The organism is Roseomonas sp. AR75 (genome assembly GCF_005222815.1).
Taxonomy (GTDB): Bacteria; Pseudomonadota; Alphaproteobacteria; order Acetobacterales; family Acetobacteraceae; genus Falsiroseomonas.
In genome coordinates this window covers 291,976-313,283 of sequence record NZ_STGB01000005.1, presented here as the reverse complement: position 1 = coordinate 313,283, position 21,308 = coordinate 291,976, and the positions used below count along the sequence as shown (strand labels likewise).

18 protein-coding genes are annotated in these 21,308 nt (G+C 71.4%); 13 read left to right on the top strand and 5 right to left on the bottom strand.

The window, feature by feature from the left end:
- From prsR to E4T13_RS21115, 4 genes are all read right to left on the bottom strand, one after another.
- Positions 1-1,410, bottom strand: a complete 1,410-nt coding sequence (prsR, locus tag E4T13_RS21130) for a PEP-CTERM-box response regulator transcription factor (RefSeq protein ID WP_137180326.1) — start codon at positions 1,408-1,410, stop codon at positions 1-3.
- The gene (prsK, locus tag E4T13_RS21125) at positions 1,407-3,479 is read right to left on the bottom strand and encodes an XrtA/PEP-CTERM system histidine kinase PrsK (protein WP_137180325.1); all 2,073 of its coding nucleotides are present in this window, start codon (positions 3,477-3,479) and stop codon (positions 1,407-1,409) included. The genes prsR and prsK overlap by 4 nt, the downstream gene beginning before the upstream one ends.
- A 37-nt stretch (positions 3,480-3,516) precedes the next feature.
- The gene (locus E4T13_RS21120) at positions 3,517-4,821 is read right to left on the bottom strand and encodes an exopolysaccharide biosynthesis polyprenyl glycosylphosphotransferase (protein WP_137180324.1); all 1,305 of its coding nucleotides are present in this window, start codon (positions 4,819-4,821) and stop codon (positions 3,517-3,519) included.
- A gap of 357 nt (positions 4,822-5,178) precedes the next feature.
- Positions 5,179-5,772, bottom strand: coding sequence for a PEP-CTERM sorting domain-containing protein (locus E4T13_RS21115; RefSeq protein ID WP_137180323.1), 594 nt, complete (start codon positions 5,770-5,772; stop codon positions 5,179-5,181).
- 213 nt (positions 5,773-5,985) lie between these two features.
- On the opposite strand from E4T13_RS21115, the gene E4T13_RS21110 reads away from it, so the two are divergent.
- From E4T13_RS21110 to E4T13_RS21060, 11 genes are all read left to right on the top strand, one after another.
- Positions 5,986-7,065 (top strand): GNAT family N-acetyltransferase, encoded by a 1,080-nt coding sequence (locus E4T13_RS21110; RefSeq protein ID WP_137180322.1) that lies wholly within the window; start codon positions 5,986-5,988, stop codon positions 7,063-7,065.
- Positions 7,066-7,415: 350 nt separating this feature from the next.
- Positions 7,416-7,913, top strand: a complete 498-nt coding sequence (locus E4T13_RS21105; protein WP_170985125.1) for a helix-turn-helix domain-containing protein — start codon at positions 7,416-7,418, stop codon at positions 7,911-7,913.
- 122 nt (positions 7,914-8,035) lie between these two features.
- Positions 8,036-8,941 carry a hypothetical protein gene (locus E4T13_RS21100; RefSeq protein ID WP_137180320.1) on the top strand — a complete coding sequence of 302 codons (906 nt, stop codon included), beginning with the start codon at positions 8,036-8,038 and terminating at the stop codon, positions 8,939-8,941.
- A gap of 283 nt (positions 8,942-9,224) precedes the next feature.
- Complete coding sequence (locus tag E4T13_RS21095) at positions 9,225-9,851, top strand: XrtA/PEP-CTERM system exopolysaccharide export protein (RefSeq protein WP_137180319.1); 627 nt, start codon at positions 9,225-9,227, stop codon at positions 9,849-9,851.
- 1 nt (position 9,852) lies between these two features.
- A complete protein-coding gene (locus E4T13_RS21090; RefSeq protein ID WP_137180318.1) occupies positions 9,853-11,379 on the top strand; it encodes an XrtA system polysaccharide chain length determinant in 1,527 nt (508 codons plus the stop codon).
- Complete coding sequence (locus E4T13_RS21085; protein WP_137180317.1) at positions 11,376-12,332, top strand: hypothetical protein; 957 nt, start codon at positions 11,376-11,378, stop codon at positions 12,330-12,332. Before E4T13_RS21090 ends, E4T13_RS21085 begins: the two co-directional genes overlap by 4 nt.
- The gene (locus E4T13_RS21080; RefSeq protein ID WP_137180316.1) at positions 12,325-14,037 is read left to right on the top strand and encodes a TIGR03016 family PEP-CTERM system-associated outer membrane protein; all 1,713 of its coding nucleotides are present in this window, start codon (positions 12,325-12,327) and stop codon (positions 14,035-14,037) included. The genes E4T13_RS21085 and E4T13_RS21080 overlap by 8 nt, the downstream gene beginning before the upstream one ends.
- A 12-nt stretch (positions 14,038-14,049) precedes the next feature.
- Positions 14,050-15,030: an AAA family ATPase gene (locus tag E4T13_RS21075; protein WP_137180315.1), complete on the top strand. Its 981-nt coding sequence runs from the start codon at positions 14,050-14,052 to the stop codon at positions 15,028-15,030.
- Entirely contained in the window at positions 15,027-15,920 is an 894-nt protein-coding gene (locus tag E4T13_RS21070) for an XrtA system polysaccharide deacetylase (RefSeq protein WP_137180314.1), read from the top strand. Before E4T13_RS21075 ends, E4T13_RS21070 begins: the two co-directional genes overlap by 4 nt.
- A gap of 10 nt (positions 15,921-15,930) precedes the next feature.
- Positions 15,931-16,977 carry a FemAB family XrtA/PEP-CTERM system-associated protein gene (locus E4T13_RS21065; protein ID WP_137180313.1) on the top strand — a complete coding sequence of 349 codons (1,047 nt, stop codon included), beginning with the start codon at positions 15,931-15,933 and terminating at the stop codon, positions 16,975-16,977.
- A complete protein-coding gene (locus E4T13_RS21060) occupies positions 16,977-18,200 on the top strand; it encodes a TIGR03087 family PEP-CTERM/XrtA system glycosyltransferase (protein WP_137180312.1) in 1,224 nt (407 codons plus the stop codon). The genes E4T13_RS21065 and E4T13_RS21060 overlap by 1 nt, the downstream gene beginning before the upstream one ends.
- A gap of 10 nt (positions 18,201-18,210) precedes the next feature.
- Here the strand turns inward: E4T13_RS21060 and E4T13_RS21055 are convergent, their stop codons facing one another.
- Positions 18,211-18,954: a choice-of-anchor W domain-containing protein gene (locus E4T13_RS21055; RefSeq protein WP_137180311.1), complete on the bottom strand. Its 744-nt coding sequence runs from the start codon at positions 18,952-18,954 to the stop codon at positions 18,211-18,213.
- A gap of 158 nt (positions 18,955-19,112) precedes the next feature.
- On the opposite strand from E4T13_RS21055, the gene E4T13_RS21050 reads away from it, so the two are divergent.
- A complete protein-coding gene (locus E4T13_RS21050) occupies positions 19,113-20,348 on the top strand; it encodes a glycosyltransferase family 4 protein (protein WP_137180310.1) in 1,236 nt (411 codons plus the stop codon).
- Positions 20,345-21,304, top strand: coding sequence for a glycosyltransferase family A protein (locus E4T13_RS21045; protein WP_137180309.1), 960 nt, complete (start codon positions 20,345-20,347; stop codon positions 21,302-21,304). The genes E4T13_RS21050 and E4T13_RS21045 overlap by 4 nt, the downstream gene beginning before the upstream one ends.
- The last annotated feature ends 4 nt before the right edge of the window (positions 21,305-21,308 follow it).

Genomic DNA, 21,308 nt, shown 5'->3' with positions numbered 1-21,308 from the left:
CTACACGGGGTCGGGATCGGCCGGGGCAAGCGCGCCCTCGGCCCTTTGGCGGGCTGCGGCGAGACCATGCGTCTCGAGCAGGCTGTAGAGCGTGGGCCGGCTGATGCCGAGCAGCCGCGCCGCGGCGGAAAGGCTGCCGCTGCTACGGGCCAGCGCGCGCTCGATCGCCTCGCGCTCCGCGCGCAGCCGCGCGCTGCGCAGGTCGAGATCGGCCTCGCCCTCATTCTCCATCGAGGCCGGCGCGATCTCCAGGTCGCCGATGCCGACCAGCGGGCCGTCCGACATCAGCGCAGCGCGCCGCACCCGGTTCTCCAGCTCCCGGACATTGCCGGGCCAGCGATGCGCGGCGATCGCCTCGGACGCCGCGGCGTCGAAGCCGCGAAGGCGCCGCCCATGCTCGCGCGCGAACTTCGCCAGGAAGAAGCGCGCCAGCAGCAGCGCGTCGCCCACCCGCTCGCGCAGCGGCGGGATGCGCACCGTCACCGCGTTCAGCCGATACAGAAGGTCGCCGCGGAAGCGGCCGCTCTCGGCCTGCTCCTCCAGCGGCTGGTTGGTGGCCGAAACCACGCGCACATCCACCCGGATCGGCGTGCGGCCGCCGATCCGCTCGATCACCTGGTCCTGCAGGAAGCGCAGCAGCTTGGCCTGCAGCGCGACGGGCATCTCGCCGATCTCGTCGAGGAAGAGCGTGCCGCCATTCGCCGTCTCGATGCGGCCGGCCACCTGGCGCACGGCACCGGTGAAGGCGCCCTTCTCATGGCCGAACAGCTCGCTCTCCAGCAGCGTCTCCGGGATCGCCGCGCAGTTCAGCGCGACGAAGGACTTGCCGGCGCGCGGGCCGAGCTCGTGCAGCGCGCGCGCCAGCGCCTCCTTGCCGGTGCCGCTCTCGCCGAGCAGCAGCACGGGGACGGAGACGCCGGCCAGCCGCTCCACCGTGCGGCAGACCTTCAGCATGCCCTCGTCGGCCGTGAGGATGCCCTGGATCGGCGAGGATTTCGGCGCCGTGGCGAGGCGCTGGTTCTCCTCCTCCAGCTCGCGCAGGCGCAGCGCGCGCTCGATCACGGTGCGCAGCACCGCGACATCCACCGGCTTCTCGCAGAAATCATAGGCACCGAGCGCGACCGCGCGCAGCGCATTCTCCCGCTGGCCCTGGCCGCTTGCCACCACCACGGGCAGGTTCGGCGTCGCGGCGCGGAGCGATTCGAGCGTCGCGAAGCCCTCGCTCACGCCTTCCGCATCCGGCGGCAGCCCGAGATCGAGCAGCACCGCGTCGGGCTGCTCGCGCTTGGCCAGCGCCTCCGCCTGCTTGCGGTCGTTGGCCACCACGACGCGGCAGTTCGGGAAGGCCCAGCGATATTGCGCGCAGAGGCCGGGATCGTCCTCGACCACCAGCAGCTTCGGCTTGCTCATGCCGCACCTCGCAGCATCGGGGCGGCGGCTTCGCGCGGCGGCGCGACGGCGCCGCGCGCGGGCAGCACCACGCGCATCGTCGTGCCGGCGCCGGGCCGGCTGAGCACGGTCAGCTCGCCGCCGGCCTCGCGCAGCAATTCACGCGCCTGCCAGGCGCCGATGCCGCTGCCCTGCCGCTTCGAGGTGCTGAGCGGCCGGAACAGCTCGTCGCGCACGAACTCCGCCGACATGCCGGGACCGCGGTCGATGACATCCACGATGAGCTGGGACCCTTCCTGACGTATCTGCACCCGCACCGCCTCCCCTGGCGGCGAGGCCTCCGCGGCGTTGTTCATCAGATGCCCTATCGCGGTGTCGAAGCGCGAGGCCGGAATCGCAGCGAGAACGGTCGGCGCCTCGCCCTCCACCCGCACCGGATAGGGCTTCGCCGCCGCAAGGGCGTGCAACCGCTCCAGCGGCGCGATCGTCTCCGCAGCACCCTCCGGCACATCGCCCGGCTGGCCGAGGCGCACGATCAGGGCATTGATGCGCGCCGCGGAGGCCCGCACCGTCACCAGCATGTCGTGCTGGAACTCGGGATCGGCAAGGTTCTCCTCGGCATTCGAGAGCAGCAGCGAAAGCTGGCTGGAGACGGTCTTCACGTCATGCGCGACGAAGGCGAACCGTTTCGCGTAGTCGGCCAGCCGCCGCTCATCCACCAGCCGCTCCGCCGCGCGCCGCTCGGCCAGGAACATCGCCACCTGCCGGCCGAGCATGCGCAGCAGCTCCGTCACCTCGCGATCGAGCTTGAAGGGCGCCCGTGGCGGCGCGAGCAGCACCACGCCGGTCAGCCCCTCCCGCCCATGCAGCAGCGGCACGGCGAGCCAGAGCGGGCCATAGGCCTGGCGCAGGACCCGCGTCGCCTGGTCCTCCGCGGCCAGTTCCAGCACCTCCGCGCCAGCGCCGAGCGCCGAGACGAAGGGATGGCCGCCGGTCAGCGCCTGGTGCTCCGACGGAAGGTTCCACGACCCGGTCCAGCGCAGGCCGGCTTCTCCCGGATCGCGCTGCAGCAGCACGCCGGCGGGGCTGTCCACCACATCGGCCACCACGCGGATGGCGCGCTGTTCGGGCGCCATGGCCTGCTCGCCGGCGGACAGGCCCTCCACCGCGCGCAGCCATTCGCGGCGGTAGTCGTAGCGCGCGGTGAAGAAGTGATCGACGATCAGCGTGCGGATGCGCGACCGCGCCGTGCCGGAGGTCAGCGCCACCGCCAGGCCGATCAGGGCGATGGCGAGCAGGCCGATCTGCGCCGTCGCACCCCATTGCACGTCGAGCCAGCGCAGGATCTCGCCCAGCGCGCCGATCACCAGCAGGAAGGCGCCGGCCACCACCAGCGTCGCGCCGTGGAACACGACCTGGCGGGAGACCGGCGGGTCGCGCCGCCAGCGCGCATCGCGCACCGCGGCGACCGCGAGAAGCGGCGTCACCGCCGCGGTCAGCGCGGCGCGGGCATCGAGCAGCGGCACGGAGATCTGCTGCGACAACGCCGCCTCGGCATACAGCAGGACATCGTAGGCGGAGAGGCCGCCGAGCGCGATCGCGGGCAGGCTGACATGCCAGCGCTCCGCCTCGCCCGCGGTGCGGAACAGGTTTTCCGCCATCAGCACGACCAGCAGCGCCAGCAGCAGCCGCGCCAGCGTGCCGAAGGTGGCGAGGCCGGAGAGCAGTTCCGCCGCGTCGCCGCCCACCAGCGCGACCAGCAAGGCGACGCCTGCGCCGCAGGCGGCGGTCAGGGCGAAGGCCCGGGTCAGCGCACCGGCGCGCTGGCCGGCCACGCGGCGGAAGAAGAAGCCGAGTACGCCGAGCCAGACCAGCCAGCGCGCGATCTCGGTGACGGCGGCAAGCTGCATCGCCCAGGGCGCCTGGCTGTGCAGCGCCAGTGCGAAGCTGCCGGCCCAGAGCGCGGCGGCGCCGCAGGCCAGCGCCAGCAGCCGCGCCGCGGTGCCGCGCCCGGCCGAAAGCACGAGCGCGGTCCACACGAGGCAGACCGCGGCCGCACCGGCATGCAGGATGAAGGATGCGGCGCTCACGGCCCGCGCGAGAGGCCCGCCCGCCTTGTGCCCTGCCTCACCGCGAGCCCTCCTGGAACAGCACCACGCGCACGGTGGCGACCAGGATCAGCAGGTCGAGGAACAGGCTTCGGCGGCGGATGTAGTAGAGGTCGTAGGCCAGCTTCATGCGGGCATCTTCCACCGAAGCACCGTAGGGATAGTTAACCTGCGCCCATCCCGTGATGCCCGGCTTCACCACGGCGCGATCGTTGTAGTGCGGGATGATGTGGCCGAGCTGCTCCACGAAGGCGGGGCGTTCCGGCCGCGGGCCGACGAAGGCCATGTCGCCGCGCAGCACGTTCAGCACCTGCGGGATCTCGTCGATCCGGGTGAGCCGTATGAAGCGGCCGACGCGGGTCACGCGGTCGTCGCGGCGGCTGGCCCAGACCGGCGCGCCGCCGGCCTCGGCATCGGTGCGCATGCTGCGGAACTTGAAGAGGGTGAAGACCCGGCCGCCGCGGCCCACGCGCTCCTGCCGGTAGAAGACCGGGCCCGGGCTGTCGAGCTTGATCGCCACCGCGGTGATGAGCAGCAGGGGCAGCGTCGCCAGCACCAGCACCGAGCCGAGCAGGATGTCGAATCCGCGGCGGAACCCGGCCTCGATCCGGCCTTCCCGCACGGCGTTGGACCGCGCGAGCCAGTTCGGCCGCAGGCGCTCGATATCGACCCGCGCCAGTTGATGTTCCAGGAACTCGGTCTCGTCCATCACGCGGATGCCGGCACCCTCGATCGAGCGGGCAAGCGGCTCGGGCAGGCCGGCCGGGCCGCCGGCGATCACCATGCGGATACGCTCCGCGCGCAGCCGCGCAGGGGCGAGGAGACGTTCGAGATCGGCGGCCGGGGCGAGGTCGAGCGCCACCTGGAAGCGGCCGTTCGGGCCGGTCGCGCCCTCCATCTCGTTGATGCGGTAGGGGGCGCCGGCGGCGCCGCGCACAACCGCGACGCGATGCACCAGGCGACCGCTGCGCCGCGCGGCGGCGAAGCCGAGCCGTGTGGTGACCACCGCGCCCAGCACGGCGAGCGTGACGCCGACGAGGTGGTTGCCGAGCTGCACGCCTTCGGCCGGGCTGATCATCGCGATCAGCGGCAGCAGCACCAGCATCAGCAGGCCGGCGACCAGGACGGCAACCAGGAGTTTACGGATTCGCGCGAACGCCTCCGGCTGGTAGAGGCCGGTCGCACCGCCGATCACGCCGCATGCAACCGCGACGGGCACGGCCAGGATGCCGCCTTGCTCCAGCGGCAGGCCAACCTGCAGCACGAGCAGCGCGAACACCGCGATGAAGCACAGCAGCGCGTCTGCCACATACAGAAGTAGCATGTCAGACCGGACGCTGTGCCCGAACAGGCTGGTCATCCCACAGCCCCCCACAACCCGAAGCAGTGAAGCACGATTGGCTACGCGTCCTGCGTGCGGAGACGGGGGTGGCCGGAACGGCCCGTCCCTATCTCTCTGTTTCGCTTTAACAAAATCCTAAGGCTCGATCAAGCTACCATCTTACCCACACTGCAACTTGTCACAAAACAGAGACTTCCTTGCTTTGTTTCCCAGGGAATGCGGCATGCGCCGAAGGTCGGTGCTGTCACCAGGGTGGGCACACGAAAAGAGCCGGCAGACTAGTCTGCCGGCTCTCCCGTGGGGAGCCTCCGTCGGAGGCTCTCCGGAATGTTACGCCAATCAGGCGCGGCGGCGCATCGCCACGCCGAGACCGGCCAGGCCGAGGCCGAACAGCGCCATGCTCATCGGCTCCGGCGTCTCGATCGGCGGCGGGGCCGGCGGCGAGGACAGCGTGAAGGAGACCGAGATGGCCGAGCCCGAGCCGCCGGTCTGGTTGGCGGTCAGCGTCACGCTGGCGGCGCTGGGGTCGAAGGTGTCGAACGCGCCGGGGACTTCCGGCGTCCAGGTGCCGAGCGCGTAGACGTCGAGCGTGCGGCTGCTGTTCGGGCCGCTCGCGGCCGCGAGGGTGATGGTGCCGGAGAAGGCGCCGTAGCCCGCGATGCTGAAGCTCAGCGCGTTGCCGTTGCTCGCCGTGAAGGTCGGCATCACCACGGGCTGGCCGGTCAGGCCGACGCCAGCATAGTCGCTGCCAGCCTCGGTCGAGGTGACCAGCGCGCCGCTGTTGCCGATGTCCGTGCCGACCGCGAGCAGCGCGAGGCTGGTCGTCGGGTCGAGCAGCGCACCGCCGAAGCTGCCATCCATCGTCGCGGCATAGGCGCCGCTCGACATGCTGAGGGCCAGCGCTGTGCCGGCCAGGAGACGAGAAATCTTCATCTGTTGCCCACCTTGTGAAAAAGGCCTGGCCAGTGACGGCCACGCAACGAGGGAAGCAAGTGGCGTGCCAGAGATGCAACCCGTTGGATTCCAATTGGTCCTGCCGCATGGGTTGAGAGGACCGTCGCGGTTTGTAAAGAAAGTCGACACCGGTCGGCGCGGAGCAGGCTTGCCCCGCCCGTGGCCTCGCCCCCAGGATGCGCCGGACATGCGATGACCCTCCTGGTCGCCCCCCAGCCCTTCGAGGGTTTCCAAGCCCTGGGCGAGACCTGGACCAGGCTCGAGGCGTCCGTCCCGGCCTCCTTCTTCCAGGGCTGGACCTGGGTCGGGTGCCTGGCGGAGGAGCGCTACCCTGACCCGGTGGTGCTGCGCGCCGAGCGTGACGGGGTGCTGGTGGGCCTGGCCCTGTTCAACCGCCGCCGGGGCGTCCTGCACCTCGCCGAAAGCGGCGATCCCGCGCGCGACCGGCCTTTCACCGAGCATAACGGCCCGTTGGCAACCGACCCCGCGGTGGCCGCGGCGCTGCTGCGCGCCGCCTGGGCCGTGCCGGGCATGCGCGGACTGGTGCTCGGCGGCATGCCGCCATCCCTCGCCGCCGCCGCCGGCGGGGCCGAGATCCGCCGCCAGGACCGGCCGGCACCGACGCTGGATCTTGCCGCGCTCCGGGCGGCGGGCGGCGAGCTGCTGCCCCGCCTGAGCGCCAACACCCGGCAGCAGATCCGCCGATCCGACCGCTTCTATGCGGCGGGCGAGGCGCTGCGGCTGGAGCGCGCGGAGGGCGCTGCGGCGCTGGATGCCTGGTTTCCCGAGATCCTCCGCCTGCACGAGGCGTCCTGGCAGCGGCGCGGCCAGGCCGGCGCCTTCGCCACCCCTTGGCTGACGCGCTTCCACCGCTGCCTGATGGAACGGGCGCTGGCGGCGGGGCAGCTCGACCTGTTGCGGATCACCGGGGGCAGGGGGCTTGTCGGCCTGCTTTACAATCTGCGGTTCCGGGGGGTGGTGTATGCCTACCAGAGCGCGCTCGCCGATCCCGCTGGCCAGCCGCAGGCGAGGCCGGGCCTGACCTGTCACGCCCTGGCGATAGCCGAAGCGCTGCGGCGCGGCGACCGGATCTATGACTTCCTGGCCGGCGACCAGCGCTACAAGCGCAGTTTCAGCGATGGCGGCGTGACCCTGGCCTGGGTGGAGCTGGCCCGGCCGTGGTCGCCGCGGGCCGCTCTGTCCCGCCTCCGCCGCGCGGCGGGCGCGCTGCGGAGCGGCGCCGCGGCAAGCCCGGACACGGCGGGGTTGTAAGGCTTTCCGACAGGGTCGCGCTGGGAGGGGGTTGGGGAGGGCTGGGGAGGTGGCGGCGGGCGGCCTGGCCCGGATCAGCGGCCGGGCCCCTGTCGATCAGGCTTGTGCGGATGTCATCAATTCTTACAATGTATGGAACTTGCCTGGACGCCTCCTGGCAAGGTTTTGATTCGGCTCATTCCATCGGATGGCATCGTTCTTGCTCGCCTTACACTTCGCACAGCCTGCTGTTGGAAAGGGGGGGATTTGATGTCCGAGACCTTGCATCGTGGTCTTCGCGCGGGGACCGCTCCCGCCCGCCTTCCCGCCTTTGGCGCGGCGCGTCGGGCGACTGCCCGGATGATCGTCGCATGATGGAGGATGGCAGCGCCCTGCCTCTCGAGGAGGAGGGGCATGCGGCCGGGGCCCTGGATGGATGGGGCAGCCGGGCGAGCGTGCTGGATGTCGGGCCGAAGCGACTGGCCAACAAGCGCGCGCCGACCGATGCCGACGCCGCGGTGGGCCGCCGCATCCGCGATTGCCGTGTCGCGATGGGCATGTCGCTGAGCGAGTTGAGCGGGCAGGTCGGCGTCTCCCAGCCGCAGCTCTACCGCTATGAATGCGGGCTGACCCGCGTGGCGGCGAGCCGGCTGATCGCCATCGCCGCAGCCCTCGGCGTCTCCATCGAGGCCCTGGTGCGGGGCGACGACGCGGCCGGGCTGCCGATCCGCGAGGCCGGCATCTCGGCCGAGGTGGACCTTCTGCTGCGCGCCTTCAGCAATATCGGCCAGCCCGAGCGCCGCAGCGCGCTGATCGCGCTCGCGCGATCCATGGCGGACAACACGGAGGCTGCCACCGCGCCACGCTGAGCCGTCGCGGCGCAGCGTCGCCGGCCGGGCGGCCGGGCCGGGGCTGCTTTCGCTCGGCTGCACCATTCTGTAATCACCTCCGGGCCAAGCGACCTGCTCCCCTGGGCCACCCGGACCGATCCATGTTCCAATCCTATCGCCGTCGAGCCGCGATCGCCTGGTTCGGCCGGCAATGCCGCGGCATCCTCCGCACGCCGCCGATCCGGCTGCGCCCGGCGCCGCTCAAGGTCGTCAGCATGGTGCGCACCGAGCACCTGCGGATGTATCTCCTCGCGATCAAGTCCTTCTACCGCTACCTGCCGGGCGGCGAGGTCATCGTGCTGGACGACGGCTCGCTGACCGGGCCCGACCGGGCGCTGCTGGCGGAGCATGTGCCGGGGCTGCAGATCACTCGGCTCGACAGCATCGCGACCGCGCCCTGCCCGCGCGGCGGCTGCTGGGAGAGGCTGCTGCACATCCTCGATCTCAGCGCCGAGAGCTACGTGGTGCAGCTCGATTCCGACGTGCTCGCCTCCGACCCGATCCCGGAGGTGCTGGGCGCCATCGCCTCGAACACCGCCTTCACCCTGAATTCCGGCAGCGGCATGGGGATCGAGACGCTGGAGCAGGCGGCGGCGCGTGTGGCTTCCTACAGCAAGGAGCACCTGCAGGCGGCGGCGGAACAGCTCCTGCCGGGGCTGCCGCCGGAAGCGGGCGGCCGGCTCTATGTGCGCGGTTCCGCCGGCTTCGCGGGCTTCGCGCGCGGCGTGCATGCGCGCGCCGACGCTGCGGCGTTCTCCACCGCGATGCAGGCGCTGCTCGGCCCCCGCTGGGCGGAATGGGGCAGCGAGCAGATCGCCTCGAACTACTTGGTGGCGAATGCGCCGGGCGGGCTCGTGCTGCCCTGGCCTGACTATGCGTGCTTCGAGCCGAACTTCGACCCGGCCGCCTCGCATCTGCTGCATTTCGTCGGTAGCTGGCGCTTCGACCGCGGGGTCTATGCCGCCCGGGCGCGCCGGCTGATCGGCGAGCTGGATGCGGCGGGCTGACGGCGGCGCGGAGGACGCCGGACATTGTCTTTATTCATGCAAATTTCAGTGTCTGGGCTCTATAGGCGCGACAGTCGGGGCGCCCCGCCGCCAGGCTGGCGCCACGCGAATCGCCGGTTTGCGCCGATCTCAGCGGGCTGGGGCAGGACTGTCGCGCTGCGCACAAAGCATTTCGTCCAACTACCATTAGGGCGAAAAATGAGCTAAGGGTTCTGCGGTGGACAACCGTTGGGCGTGCCCGCCAAGGGCGCAGATTGTGCCATTGTTTCACAGGAGTCCGGGCATGGCGTCACTCCCGTTCCAGGTTCTGCGGGCCGGGGCCCTGCTGCTGCCGCTCGTCACAGCGGCCTGCCAGACCGCGCCGCCGCCTGCGATACCTTCCAGCAGCAGCGCAACCGATGTTGCTCCGGATTATGTGATCGGCCCGGGCGACGCGCTCTCGGTATTCGTGTTCCGGTCCCCGGAGCTGAGCATGGAAGTGCCCGTGCGCCCGGATGGCCGCATCTCGCTTCCCCTCGTCGAGGACATCGACGCGGCCGGCCGCACCCCGGTCCAGCTCAGCCGCCAGATCGAGGAGCGACTGAAGACCTATGTGCGCGAGCCGAGCGTCACGGTCATCGTCCGCTCCTTCGTCGGTCCTGCCAGCCGGCAGATCCGCATCGTGGGCGAGGCCGCGCAGCCGCGCGCGATCCCCTTCCGCGAAGGCATGACCGTGCTCGACGCGCTGATCCAGGCGGGCGGCCTCACCCGCTACGCCGCGGGCAACAGCGCGCGCCTGATCCGGCGCGAGGGAGACGCCTCGCAGACCATCCAGCTGCGGCTGGACGACCTGCTGCGCAGCGGCGACATGAACCAGGACGTCGCGCTGCGTCCGGGCGACACGTTGGTGATCCCGCAGGGCTGGTTCTGACGTGACCGAACTTCTCACCCTCGCGCGCCGCTACGCCATCGCCGGGTGGCGTCACAAGTGGAAGGCGCTGCTGCTGGCGTGGCTCGTCTGCCTCGGCGGCTGGGCCTATGTCTACACGCTGCCGAATCAGTATCGCAGCAGCGCGCGCATCCATGCCGATGCGGATGCGATCCTCGGCCAGGTGCTGAGCGGCATCGCGGTGGACAGCCGCCCGTCGAGCCAGGTGGAGGTGCTGCAGCGCACGCTGTTCAGCCGCCCCAACCTCGAGCGCGTGGCGGCCCGCACCGGCCTCGACCTGCGGGCCGACAGCGCCGCCTCGCGCGAGGCGCTGCTGAAGCGGCTGGAAGCCAACCTCCGGCTCGGGCTGCAGACGCGCAACCTGTTCACCATCACCTATACCGACACCGATGCGCGCATGTCGCGCGACGTGGTGCAGGCGCTGCTGACGCTGTTCATGGAGCGGGCGACCGCCAATGACCGGCAGCAGATGGAGAACGCCCGCACTTTCGTGAACCAGCAGATCCAGGCCTATGAGGCGCAGCTGCGCGAGGCCGAGCAGCGGCGCGCCGAGTTCCGCACGCGCTACGCGGACCTGCTGCCCTCCGAGACCGGGGGCGGGGCGACGGGCCTCGACAACGCCCGCAGCCGCCTTCGCACGATGCAGGGCAACCTGCAGGATGCCGAGGCGCGGCGCGACCGGCTGAAGCAGGAGCTGGAAGCGATCCCGCCGACGCTGCGCGCGGGCGAGACCGGCGCGCCCGGCGTGAACCCCGCGATCGCCGAAGCGGAGCGCACGCTGCGCGAGTTGCGGCTGCAATACACCGACCAGCATCCGGGCGTTGCCGCCGCACGGAACCGCCTTGCCGAGTTGCGCGCGACCGGCGGTGGGGGCGGCGGCGGTGGCGGCGGTGCGACCGTGCCGAACCCGCTCTACGAACCGATGCGCACGCGGCTGCTCGACGCCGAAGGCCAGGTCAACTCCTTGCAGCGGCAGGTGCGGCAGGAGACGGCGAATGTGGAGCGGCTCGAGGCGCTGGCGCGCACCGTGCCGCAGCTCCAGGCGCAGTTCGCGAACCTCGACCGCGACTACACGGTCCTGCGCCGCTCCTATGAGGAACTGCTGGAGCGGCGCGAGTCGGTGCAGATCGCCGGCGCCGCGCGATCGGAAGCCGATCGCGTGCGGCTCGAGGTGGTGGATCCGCCGACGGTGCCGCTGACGCCGGTCGGGCCGAACCGCTTCCTCTTCGCCACCGGCGTGCTGGCGGCGGGCGTGGGCGCCGGCATCGCGCTCGCGCTGCTCTTCGTGCTGCTCGACCGCAGCTTCTACACGGTGCTGGACCTGCGCAAGCTGGGCCTGCCGGTGATCGGCAGCATCTCCTCGACGGAACCGCCGCGCAGGCAGGGCTTCGCCGTGGTGGCCTTCGCCTGCGGCTTCGGCCTGCTGCTCTTTGCCTATGGCGCGATCACGGCCGGCGGACCGGCGCTGATCGCCCGCATCCCCAACCTGGTTGCGAGGTTCATCGCGTGACCACGCCTTCCTCCGGCCGTCATCTGGTCGAACGCGCGATGGAGGCCCTGCAGGGCTCCGCCGCCACCGATCCGCGCCCGCCCGCCAGCGTCGCGCGGCCCGAACCCGCCATGGCGGAGGCCGGGGCGACCGCGACCGCCACGGTCGAGCGCCCCGCGCCGCCGCCGCTGGGCAACGAGACCGCCGCCCCGCCGCGCCCGGCGCCGCCCAGGCATGAACCGATCACCTCGGAGGACCTGCAGAAGGCCGGCTTCGTGGTGCCCGGTGGTGCCGCCGCACGCTCCCGCGTGACGGAGGAGCTGAACATCGTCCAGCACCAGATCCGGCGCATGGTGCAGGCGACCGAACCGGCGGAGGGGCGGCTGCAGCGCCTGGTGCTGGTCACCAGCGCGCGCCCGGGCGAGGGCAAGACCTTCTGCTCGCTGAACATCGCGGCGCGGCTGGCGATCGGCTCGGCCGAGCAGGTCATCCTGGTGGATGGCGACAGCAAGCAGCAGCATTCGATCACGCACCTGCTGGAGCGCGACAAGGTTCCCGGCCTGCGTGCCCTGGCGCAGGACCCGATGCAGCGGCCGGAGCACCTGCTGCAGCCGACCGCGATCGAGCGGATGAGCTTCGTCTCCTACGGACCCGCCGCGCCGGGCCAGTCCGGCCTGCCGTCCGGCGCGATGCTGGCCAACGCCATCGGGCGGCTGGCCGCGGCGCTGCCGAACCGCCTCATCGTGCTGGACGCGCCGCCCTGCCTCTACACCAGCGAACCGGCCGCGCTGGCGTCGGTCGCCGGACAGGTGGTGCTGGTGGTGCGTGCCGAATCCACGCAGCGCGACGAGGTGGAAGGCGCGCTCGACATGGTGGAGAGCTGCCCCAACCTGCAGCTCCTGCTCAACCGCACGCGGATGGTGCCGAGCAACACCTTCGGCGCCTACGACTACTACGGCTACTACAGTGGCTGACCGCGCCGCGGCGCGCCGCCCGCGTCGCCCGCGGCGACTCCCCGCAAGCCTGGCCGGCGGCGCCCTGCTCGCCGGCCTTGCCATGCCGGCTGGCGCGCAGTCGCTGCTCGGCCTCGGGGACATGGCCGGCCCGACGGGCGCGACCGGCGGCCTCGGCCGCCCGCTGAGCCCCTTCATGACGCCGCTGGAGCCGGGCCGCAGCGCGGGCCCGACCTTCTGGCAGCCGAACATGCTGCCGGATCTCGGCGGCCCCGGCCAGGTGGCGGCGGGTGGCCAGCCGCCGCCCTGGTCGATCGGTGGCAGCGTGCTCGGCTCCATCTCCTATACCGACAATGTGCAGAGCACGCCCACCAACACGGAAGGCGATGTCTACTTCACGCTCGTGCCGCGCGTGACGGCAGCGGCCGATACGGCGCGCGTGGTCGGCGCGGCCACCTATTCGCCGCGGCTGCGCTACTACGTGAACAACCCGAGCCAGAACAACTTCGACCAGGTCTTCGGCGCGCAGGGCACGGCGACCGTCGTGAGCGACCAGGTCTTCGTGGAGTTCAGCGCCTCGGGCGACGTGCAGTCCGTCTTCGGCAACTTCGTCGGCGAGGGCGTGCCGGTCGACAACACCAACAACGACGTGCAGACCGCATCCTACCGCGTGTCGCCCTATGTCGTGCACCGCTTCGGCAACTTCGCCACGGCGCGCGTGGGCTACGCCTTCCGCCAGGTGGTGCAGGACGGCAACGACGCCTTCGAGCAGGGGCAGACCACGCCCTTCTTCATCTCGAGCGGCTACATCTCGAACCAGTTCTACGGCTTCCTGAATTCGGGCCCCGATTTCGGCCGCTTCGGGTGGACGCTGGCCGCGAGCAGCACCGACTTCGACGGCGACAACGTCTATGACGGCGCGTACAACCGCGTCTATGGCGCGCAGATGCGCTACGCGATCACCAACCAGATCGCGGGCCTCGTCGATCTCGGCTGGCAGGACCTGTTCTACAACGGCACGACGCCCTACACGGTGAACGACCCGGTCTGGTCGGTCGGCGTGCGGTACCAGCCGGATGCGACCAGCTTCCTGACGGTGCGCTACGGCCAGTACGACGGCCAGACCTCCTGGTTCGCGAATGGCGGCATCGATCTCGGCGTGCGCACGCGGCTCTTCGTGAACTACAGCGAATCGCTCTCCAACTCGGCGCTGATGACCGGCAATTCGCTGAACAGCCTGCGCGTGGATGCGCTCGGCAACCTCGTGGACAGCGGCACCGGCGCGCCGGCGGCCATCGCCTTCAGCAGCCCGCTGCAGAATGTCCAGAGCGGCATCTTCCTGCAGAAGCGCGGCGCCCTGGCGATCAGCCACGTGCTGCCGCGCGACACCGTCTCGCTCGCGCTGTCCTGGCAGGAGAGCGATCCGGTGGCGATCGCGGCCGGAACGCAGCCCTTCAGCCAGACCTCGCGCGGCGTGACGCTGGGCTGGACGCGGGCGCTGCAGCCGGCGATGTCGCTCAGCGCGGCCGGGCGCTTCGGCACCAGCGAATCGCAGAACATCAACGGGACGGCGACGAACTACGGCTTCACCGCGGCGCTGACGCGCACGCTCTCGCCCCGCCTCTTCGCCTCGCTGCGCTACGAATACTCCAATCGTGAAACCAACCAGTTCGCCGGGCGCACGGACCGCAACGTGATCACGCTGTCGCTGCGCCAGGCCTTCTGAGGAAACCCGCGGATGCATATCGATATCTACGGCTTCCGCGAGCATCCCTTCCTGATGACGCCGGATGCGCGGCTGTTCTTTCCCTCCACCGTGCACAGCCGCGCGCATGCGCATCTGATGTATGGCCTCGCGCAGGGCGAAGGCTTCGTCGTCGTCACCGGCGAGGTCGGCGCGGGCAAGACCACGCTGGTGGAGCGTTTCTGCAGCGACCTCGACCCCGCTTCCTATGTCGTCGCGCGCATCATGACCACGCAGGTCGCCGGCGACGACCTGCTGCGGCTGGTGGCCGACGCCTTCCACGTGCCGTGCGAGGGAGACAAGGCGGCGGTGCTGCGCGGCATCATGACCGCGCTGCGCAGCGCGGACCGGCGCCATGTGCTGATCGTGGACGAGGCGCAGGCCCTCACCCCCGCGGGGCTCGAGGAACTGCGCATGCTGTCCAACATCACCGATGGCGGGCGCGCGCTGCTGCAGACCATCCTGCTGGGCCAGCCGCAGCTTCGCCGCCTGATCGCCAGCCCCGACCTGGATCAGCTTCGCCAGCGCATCCTCGCCTCCTTCCATCTCGGCGGCCTCTCGCGGGAGGAGACGCGGTCCTACATCGAGCACCGGCTGCGCGCGGTGGGCTGGACCGGCAATCCTTCCTGGGATGACCACGCCTTCGACATCGTGCATCGCTACACCAACGGCATCCCGCGCCGGATCAACCGGCTCTGCTCGCGCGTGCTGCTGGCCGGGGCGCTGGAGAAGGCGCCGCATCTCACCGCCGACCTGATCGAGGCAACGGCGATCGAGCTGGAGGACGACCTCGGCGCCGGCATGGTGGGCGGCTACGGATCGGCCGGCGGCAGCCGCCTGACGGCGGAGACGGAATCGCAGATCGAGGCGCTGGAGAAGCGCATCGACGAGCTGGAACGCTCCATGGCGCGGCGCGAGCGCGCCTTCACCCGGCTGATGGATTTCCTGGCCGAGCTGACCGGTCCGCGCCGATGAGCGCGCCTGCGCCGTGCAACGCGATGAGCGTGGACGTGGAGGACTGGTTCCAGGTCCAGGCCTATGCCGGCGCGATCAGCCGCGACCGCTGGGAGGGTCTCGACCGGCGCGTGGAAGCCAATACCGAACGCGTGCTGGGCCTGTTCGCGCAGGCGGGCGTGAAGGCGACGTTCTTCACCCTTGGCTGGGTGGCGGAGCGGCATCCCGCGCTGATCCGCCGCATCGTCGCCGCCGGGCATGAGCTGGCCAGCCACGGCCATGGGCATGAGCTGGTACACCAGATCGGGCGCGACCGCTTCCGCGCCGACATCCGCCACGCCAGGCGCGTGCTGGAGGATATCGGCGGCGTCGCGGTGCGTGGCTATCGCGCGCCGACCTTCTCCATCGGGCCGAAGCTGACGCCCTGGGCGCATGACGTGCTGGCGGAGGAGGGCTACGCCTATTCCTCGTCGCTCTTCCCGATCCGCCACGACCTCTACGGCGATGCCGAGGCGCCGCGCGATCCCTGGCTGCCCTCGGTGATGGGCGTGCCGGAACTGCCGATGACCACCGTGCGCGCGCTCGGGCGCAACCTGCCCTGCTCGGGCGGCGGCTGGTTCCGCCTCGTGCCGTACCCCGTCTTCCGCACGGGCCTGCGCCGCGTGAACGGCGTGGAGCGGCGGGCGGGCATCTTCTATTTCCACCCCTGGGAAGTGGATCCGGGCCAGCCGCATGTGCCGCAGGCCAGCCGCGGCGCGCGATTCCGCCACCGCGTCGGGCTGGAGAGCATGGTGACGCGGCTGGAGAAGCTGCTGCGCGACTTCCGTTGGGACCGCATGGACGTGGTCTTCGCCGACGCCATCGGCGGCGGTGCCGTGGCGGCTTCGGTGCCGCAACGCCAGGCCGCCTGAAGCCCTCGCCATGGCCGTTGCTATTCGCGAGCTGAACGCCGGCTCTGCCGCCGCATGGGATCGCTTCGTCCGGGAGACACCGGCGGCGACCTTCTTCCATCTGGCGCCCTGGGCCGAGGTGATCCGGCGCAGCTTCGGCCATCCCACGCACTACGTCTTCGCCGAGCAGGACGGCGCCATCGTCGGCGTGCTGCCGCTGGCGCGGATGAAGACGCTGCTGTTCGGTGACCTGCTCGCCTCCACGCCCTTCTGCGTCTATGGCGGCAGCGTCGCCGTCACGCCCGAGGCCGCGGTGGCGCTGGAGGCGCATGCGATGGCGCTGCGCGCGAAGCTGGGCTCTCCCGCGCTGGAATTCCGGCGAGAGGCGGAGGCCGATCCGGGCTGGACCGAGCGCGCCCCGCTCTACTTCACCTTCCGCAAGCCGATCGTCGCCTTCGGCGACGACACGAAGGGAATGGAGAAGAACATCCCGCGCAAGCAGCGGGCGGAGGTGCGGAAGGGGCTGACGAAGTTCGGCCTGCGCTCGACCTCCGACAGCGACATCGACGTGCTGCACGCGATCTACGCCGAGAGCGTGCGCAACCTGGGCTCGCCGGTGTTCCCGAAGCGCTATTTCCGCGCGCTGGCGGAGCTGTTCCCGGACGAGCACGACGTCACCACGGTGTGGCAGGGCGACACGCCCGTTTCCTCCGTGCTGAACTTCCATTTCCGGGACGAGGTGCTGCCCTATTACGGCGGCGGCACGCGCGCGGCGCGCGGCAACGCCGCGAACGAGGTGATGTACTGGGAGGTGATGCGCCGCGCGCATCGCGAGCGCGGGGCGACCAGCTTCGATTTCGGGCGCAGCAAGATCGAGACCGGCGCCTTCGCCTACAAGAAGAACTGGGGTTTTGTGCCGCAGCAGTTGCACTACTGCTACCGCCTGGCGGAGGGTGCCGCGATCCCCGAGAACAATCCGAACAACCCGAAATACAAGCTGTTCATCGCCATGTGGAAGAAGCTGCCGGTGCCGGTGGCCAATGTGCTCGGCCCGCCGCTGGTGCGTGGCCTCGGCTGATGCCGAAGCGTCTTCTCTTCCTGAGCCACCGCATCCCCTATCCGCCCGAGAAGGGCGAAAAGATCCGCGCCTGGCACATGCTGGAACACCTGGCACCGCGCTGGGAGATCGAGTGCGGCTTCCTCGTGGATGATCGCGCGGACATCGCGCATCTGCCGGCGATGGCGAAGGTGGCGAAGCATGTGGAATGGCGCCCCGCGCTCGGCCGCTGGCAATCGGCTGCGCGCGCGCTGCTGCGGCTGCGGCCCGGCCTGCCGCTGAGCCTCGGCTGGTTCCACGAGCCCGGCCTGTTCCGCTGGGCGCAGCAGGGGCTTGCCGCAGGCCGCTACGACGCGGCGCTGGTCTATTCCTCCGCCATGGCGCCCTACGCGATGGGAAGCGCTGCGCAGGGCGTGGCGCGCGTGCTGGACCTGGTGGACGTAGATTCCGAGAAATGGCGCGCCTACGCCGCGGATGCGAAGCCGCCGATGCGCCAGGTCTGGTCGCGCGAGGCGCGCACGCTGCTGGCGTTCGAACGCCGCGCCGTGATGGAGTTCGACCGCTCCATCTTCGTCTCGGCCGAGGAGGCTCGGCACTTCGCGGAACTGGCGCCGGAAACCGCGGAGCGCCTCGGCCATGTCGACAACGGGGTGGAACTCGCGCGCTTCGATCCCGCGCGGGAATATCCCTCGCCCTTCGCGCCGGATGCCGGGCCGGCGCTGGTCTTCACCGGCACGATGAACTACCGCCCGAATGTCGAGGCGGTGTCCTGGTTTGCCGAGAACGTGCTGCCGCTGCTGCGCGCCGATCCGCCGGCCGGCGGCAGGCCGCCGGAGTTCCACATCGTCGGCGCGAGCCCCGCCCCCGCCGTGCTGGCGCTCGCCCAGCTCGACGGCGTTCATGTGACCGGACCCGTCCCGGATGTGCGCCCCTACATCGCGCATGCCGCGGTGTCGGTCGCGCCGCTGCGCATCGCGCGCGGAATCCAGAACAAGGTGCTCGAGGCGATGGCGATGGCGAAGCCGGTGGTCGCCAGCCCGCAGGCCTTCGAAGGCGTGCGCGCCGTGCCGGGCCGCGACCTGCTGGTGGCCGACGGCGCGACGGAGACCGCCGCGCGCGTGCGGGAGGTGCTGGAAGGCCGCCATCCCGGCCTCGGCGCCGCCGGCCGTGCCGCCGTCGCCGCCGGGCATGACTGGAGCGCGACGCTGCGCGCGCTCGATCCGCTGCTGGAGCGGGCGGGCTGAGACCGTGCGCTCAGCCCCGCCGCGCCCGTCGGGTGGCCAGCAGGCAGCCGAGCCCGGCCAGCAACAGCGCCGCCGCCGTCGGTTCGGGCACGGTGAAGCCTTCCAGCCCCTTGAGCTGCATCGCCAGGCTCGATCCGTTGGGCGTTCCCGTCCAGGTGAAGGTCAGCGTCCCTGTCAGCGTGAAGTCGCCGGCGAGCGCGCCGAACAGCGCGAGGTCCGGCCCGGTGCTGCCGGTGGAGGTGAAGCTGCGCAGCGCCTGGGCGGGGCCGCCGCCAGCATAGGTCAGGTCGGTCAGCGTCGTGACATGCGTCGAACTGCCGCGCGCGCGGAAGCTGATGGCGTTCACCTCGGACACCGCGTCGTTCGTCCAGCTCTCGCTATAATTGCCCAGCGCGAAGGCGATGGTGTCGCCGCTGCGCGACAGGCTGAAGGCGTAGGCCGTGCCGTTGCCCCAGGCGAACTGACGCTCCGTGGCATCGCCGACGGGTGGCGTGTTGGTCGGAAACACGGACGGGTTGGGCTGGCGCACATGCAGGCCGATCTCGTAGTCGCCATTGGTCGCGCGGTTGCCGATGCGCGCCTGCGCCACGAACACCTCGCTGGTGGCGGTGGGATAGTCGATGCCGTAGCGCGGCAGCGTGATGCTCTCATAGGCCAGGTCGGCGTTGCCGGTGGCGACGAAGCGCGGCCCGGCCTCGGCCGCTCCGGCGAACAGCAGCAGCGCTGCGCAGACATGGCGGAGACGGATCGGCATGGGCGGCCTCGGCAGCTTGCGCGCATCCCGTGCGCGCGCCAGCCGATGTGCCGCGGCGCCGCGGCGCGAACAAGTCGTTTCGATATCCGTCTGACAACTTCCGCCAATGTCGGTCTTTGTCACTGTATCGGTTGCGATGTGCGGCGTGCGGGGGCGGGATGACCACGCCCCGCTGCCTGATGGTCTGCCACACCTTTCCGCCGCTCATCGGCGGCTCGGCCGGTGTCTATGCGGCGCTTGCGCGGCATGCGCAGGGTGCGATCGCGGTGCTGACCTCGTCGTGCGACGCAGCGACGGGTCGGGAATGGCCGGGCTGGCGCGACCATGATGCCGCCGCGGGCTACCCGATCCGCCGCCTGGCGCTGGTGCGCCCGCCGCTCGCCGCGGCCGCGCCGCGCAACCGGGTGCTGCGGCAACTTGCCTGGGGGTTCTCGGCGCTGCGCCTCGCCTGCACGGTGGCACAGGAAGCGGGGCGGCACCGCGCCGACGCCGTCTGCATCTGCGACGACGAGACGGTGGGCTGGCTGGTGCCCTTCGTGCGCCGCGTGCTGCGGCGTCGCGCGCTGATCTACTGCCATGGCGACGACCTCGTGCAGACCGACGAAGCCGCACGGCGTGCGCGGCGCCGCTGGTTCGGCGAGGCCGATTGCATCGTCGCCGCCGGCAGCTTCCCCGCCGCGCGACTGACGGGTGCCTATGGCGTGTCGGCCGAGCGCATCGCCGTGATCCCGAACGGCGTGGACCTCGACCGCTTCCGCCCGCTGCCGCCCGATCCCGCGCGTCGCGCAGCGCTGGGCCTCGAAGGGCGCCGCGTCATCCTGGCGCCGACACGCCTGGTGCCGCGCAAGGGCGTGGACCGGCTGATCGCCGCCATGCCCGCGATCCGCGCCCGCCATCCGCAGGCGCTGCTGCTCGTGGCCGGGGAGGGGCCGCAGCGCGCGCAGCTTGAAGCGCTCGCACAGGCGGCCGGCGGCGCGGAAAGCGTGCGCTTCGTCGGTGCCGTCCCGGCCGAGGACATGCCCGCGCTCTATGCGCTGGCGGACTTCGTCGCGCTGCCCAACCGCGCCGAGCCCGGCGAGAGCGACGGCACGCCCCTGGTCTTCCTGGAGGCGAATGCCTGCGGCCGCCCGGTGATCGGCGGGCGCGCCGGCGGCACCGCGGAGGCGGTGACCGATGGCGTCAACGGCCTGCTGGTGGAGGGTGCGGATCCCGCCGCCATCGCCGCCGCGGCGCTGCGCCTGCTGGACGATCCCGCGCTCGCCGCGCGCCTGTCGGCGGGCGGGTTGGCCGCGGCGCGGGCGGCAGGCTGGGCGGCCCGCACCGCGCAGTTCCTGGCGCTCTGCCGGCCCGGGCATGGCGCGGGCGCACGGAGCGCGGTAGTGCAGCCGCCATGACCCGCCCCTCGATCGAGGTCGTCATCCCCGCCTACAACGCCGCGCCCTTCCTGCGCGCGACGCTGGAGAGCATCGCCGCGCAGACGGTGCTGCCAGACCGCGTGACGGTGGTGGACGACCGCAGCACGGACGGCACGGCGGAGGTCGCCCGCGCGGCGGCCGAGGCGCTGCGCGACCGGATCGCGATCCGCGTGCTGCCCAATGCCGGCCCGCAGGGACCCTCGGCGGGGCGCAACACCGCAATCCGCGCGAGCGAGGCCGAGCTGATCGCGCTGCTCGATTCCGACGACCTGTTCCGCCCGAACCATCACGCGATGCTGCTCGGCGCGCTGCAGGCGGCTCCCGATGCGGTGCTCGCCTTCGGCGACAACACGCTGTTCCGCGGCGAGCAGACCATCCTGCCGAGCATGCTGGCCGAAAGCGGCATCGCCGCCCTGCCGGCGGAGGAGCTGGCGCCCGGCCTGTTCACGCTTGGCGATCGCATGTTCGCGGAACTGCTGCGCACCACGCCCTTCGGCACCTCGGCCTGCCTGTTCCGCCGCGACGCCGCGCTGGCGACCGGCCTGTTCGACGAGACGATGATGTACAGCGAGGACCAGGATTTCTTCATCCGCCTCGCGCTGCGCGGCCGCTTCGTCTTCACGCGCGCGCTGGTGACGGACAAGCGGGTGCACGAGACGAACCTGTCCCACGCGCGCAACACCCTTCGATTCTGCAAGGGCAGCGCGGAGGCCGTGGCACGGCTGGCGCGTGACGGCTCGGCGCTGACCCCCACGCAGCAGGCGGCGGTGCGGGAGGTGCTGCCGCGCGCGCTCGGCGGCTACCTGTATCACGCATCCCGCGCCGGGCCTGGCGCCTGGTGGCAGGCGGCGCGGCTGGCGGCGGCGAGCGGGCAGGGCGCGCTGGCGGCCAGCCCGCGGCACCTGCTGCGCGCGGTGGTCAGCGCGGTCCGCTGAGGCG